Annotated in this window: 2 protein-coding genes; both read left to right on the forward strand. The window is 43.2% G+C overall.

The genetic code is table 11. The annotated features are described in order from the left end of the window. Positions 1-617 precede the first annotated feature (617 nt). Positions 618-839 (forward strand): NAD(P)-binding protein, encoded by a 222-nt coding sequence (locus tag VZ94_RS20600; protein WP_157844998.1) that lies wholly within the window; start codon positions 618-620, stop codon positions 837-839. 58 nt (positions 840-897) lie between these two features. Further along, positions 898-2,136 (forward strand): FAD-dependent oxidoreductase, encoded by a 1,239-nt coding sequence (locus tag VZ94_RS20605; protein ID WP_045780675.1) that lies wholly within the window; start codon positions 898-900, stop codon positions 2,134-2,136. Positions 2,137-2,584: the final 448 nt, after the last annotated feature.

Consider the following 2,584-nt stretch of genomic DNA (forward strand, 5'->3'; position numbering starts at 1 on the left):
GTGGTAATGTCAGTGCTTGAGAGACTAATGGGGTTAAGCCGGTTAACAGAATAGCCGTTGATAACAGTTTAGTTTTCATATTCATCGTATTCTCCAGTTTGTTTAAGTTATTTATCGCGTTAATGAGTTTTAACTCATGGACAATAGAGCGATTACTGTGCCAAACTGACAAAATCATTTATTTTATTTATATTTCATTGAGTTATGAAAAATTAGTGGGTATATAGAACGTGGATAGGGCTGCGACAAAAGTTGCAGCTTTATAAGGAAAACTAGATAAGTGCGCTATAGAGAAGATGGTAAGGCCCGTGCAACAAGAGTTGCTATGCAACTTTTTTGTCGCATAGGCTAAGCCTTCCTCTTTTTTGCCAAGAGAAAACAGCTATACTTCAAACGGTCAATTTTTTTGGTTTCTAGGTAGAGTGCGTAGTGCGCACCTTTATATCATCATAAAAATCAATGAAAAAAAGTGCGCACAGCGCACCCTGCGGCAACGCAAGATACCGAATGTGACCGTTCAGAGTATAAACAGAGTAGCAATCTGGTATATGCTTAAAACTGCTAACTGTGGAGTTAGCGTCCTCAAACATTTTATGTTTAATAACAAAGAGGTTGGTATGAGTACATGGATTAAGAAAATTAGCTTAGGTATTGCCTTAGGATTAACAGGACATTGCGCGTATGCATTAACGTCATTATCCTGTCATGTGGCGATTGTTGGCGGTGGGCCGGGGGGTGTTCATACGGCGTATCAGTTAGCGAAATTACCCAAAGATAACCCCGATTCAAATGTATGTTTATTTGAAAAAGAAACTAAAGTAGGCGGGCGTTTTAGATGATGTTGCGTTAAATCCAAGTCGTCCAGACCTTGTGTTTGGCGTGGGTGGTTTACGCGTAATGGAAACACAAAATTATTTATTCAAACTGGCTGCGGATTTAGCGATTCCGCTAGAAGAAGCGCCATTTCGCGATGATTTAATCAGCGCACGCGGTTTTCGTGGTTTTAATTCCGATCAACTGAATAAACGTGCGTATCCTTTAGTGGAAAACACGGAAGGTATGGAAACGGCCTTATACGATAAGCTACGTTTTGGTCCTGAGCGTGCCAATATCAGCCAATATCCGGATTTCCGTTCCTATGTCAATGCAGTCGTAGGCAGCCAAGGCTATCATTTCTTAGCTGATGTGTTTAGATTTAGAGCCGATTTTGAAGCGACGTTAGATGCGCGGGGTTACATGGATTATTTTGATGAAGAATGGGATGTGTGTTGTACGCCTTATTATCCAGAAGGTGGTATGTCTCAGTTTGTGATAAGAATGGCGGCAGATGCTGTCTCCAACGGTGCTAAAGTCTATTTAAAACAACCGGTATTAAGCATTGCGTCTACATCAGGGCAATACACGTTAACCACACCTGATTACCAAATTACCGCAGACAAAGTGGTTATCGCCGCGCCTAAAAATGGCTTAAATAAAATTACGGGCAATATTGCTGAAGCGATTAAAAGCCAAAACCAATATCAAGATTTAGTCGGCATTCCGGTGATTACCATTGCGCAACGTTGGCCGAATGCCTGGTGGGAAAATATCGGTTATCCGAGTAAAGATATTCATCGTGTATGGACCACCGAGCATTGTTTTAACTTTATCGAGATTCCTGTCGCTAGCTATGACGCGCAACAATTGGTCACGCGCAGTGTTTACACCGATCAACAAGAATGCGTGACTTTTTGGCAGCGTGCAGCGCAACTAGGCATAGACACGGTAGAAGCAGAATTGCACCGTGGTTTGCAAGCAGTATTGCCTAAAGCCACTATTCCTAAACCGCTGAATACCGTTGTTCATTACTGGCCTGCGGCTTGGTATTGGTTAAAAGGCGGCAGTCAATTTACCAATGCACAAATTGCTAGCTGGGCAATTGAGCCAATTCCAGGCGAAAAGGTGTCGTTAGTTGGCGAGTCTTATAATCCACAGCGCTCGGGTTGGAGTGATGGTGCTTATAAGTCCTCAATAAATACCTTAAATGCTAAATATGGTTTTTCGATTACTATCCCTGAAACGCCGGATTTAAGCACAGTTAAAGCCAAGGCTAACAAAGCCGCTGCTAAATCAGCTTCAACACGATTAGGTCGATAAACTAAACACCTAGCGGTTTTGCTCTAAAGCCGCTAGTACACCACACCGAAGATTAGTCATATTAAGTTCACACTACCAATGGCTTTCCGATGTAAGACCAGCGAAAAAGTTTAGCCAGCGTTTCATGTGCGGAGGTTAGTTTGGTCATGTTTTTTGATTTGGTTACTGTAATATTGAGCTACCAACTTAAAACGGGACAATACCAAGCCGGGACAGGTTGTTTAGAGTGGCAGAAAACTGCTCCCTGCGTTTTCTGCATTCGCCACGTCCTTTTGGCTTGAGGTGTCGGCAGCAGGGATGCTGCCGCCAAGCCTACAGGGATGTATTTACGGCGTCCTTCACTCTGATAACGCCAGGGATGGCGTGTAGTAGACAGAAAACCGCTCCTGCGTTTTCTGCATTCACCACATCCCTGTGGTTTAGCAACGCAGGAGCAGTTGCCGAATGA

It is taken from the genome of Methylocucumis oryzae, from assembly GCF_000963695.1.
Classification (GTDB): Bacteria; Pseudomonadota; Gammaproteobacteria; order Methylococcales; family Methylomonadaceae; genus Methylovulum; species Methylovulum oryzae.